Annotated in this window: 1 protein-coding gene; it reads left to right on the forward strand. The window is 60.4% G+C overall.

Annotated elements, in window-relative coordinates; genetic code table 11:
- Positions 1 to 453, forward strand: a 453-nt coding sequence (locus A5658_RS28515; protein WP_197503170.1) for a hypothetical protein, incomplete at its 5' end; no start/stop codon positions are given.
- Positions 454 to 591 lie beyond the last annotated feature (138 nt).

Raw genomic sequence — 591 nt, forward strand, 5'->3', positions numbered from 1 at the left:
TATCCGAAAAAGGAGATCAACTGGCCGGCGGTGGCGCGGGCCGCCAGCGAGGGCGTGCCGCAGGAGCAATTGCGCGACCACGAGAGTTCGTTGGTCTTGAACCTCATCGACAACTCCCCGGACCGGGTTACCACCGAAGGCCTCATCGAAATCGCCAATGCGGGAACGGGGTTCATGCTGATCAAGCGCGCAGTGTTCGAGTCCCTCGCCGCGGATGCGCCGTCCTATGTCGACGGTTCCACACCGGGCATCGAGCTCAAGGAGTTTTATGCCGTCAGCATCGATCCCGATTCGGGGAACAGCCTGCTGTCTGAGGACTACCACTTCTGCAAACTCGCGCGCAGTTGCGGCTTCAGGGTCTTCGCGGCCCCCTGGGTGCATCTGACGCACACCGGCCCCTACGAATACGACAGCGAGCTACAACCAAATTGGTTGGTAAATCCAAGCCTGTAAGGCTGACGCCTATTGAGCGCTGCCGTGCCCGAATATGTATGTCCCCGTGTGATTGAGCCGGACCCAGGGTGCCGCGTAGATTTTGAAGCCGCGGTCGCGCGCGAGTTTGCAGAAGTGGTAGTCCTCAGACAGCAGGCT

Origin of the sequence: Mycobacterium sp. 1245111.1 (assembly GCF_001673405.1) — a bacterium.
In the GTDB taxonomy this organism is placed as follows: domain Bacteria; phylum Actinomycetota; class Actinomycetes; order Mycobacteriales; family Mycobacteriaceae; genus Mycobacterium.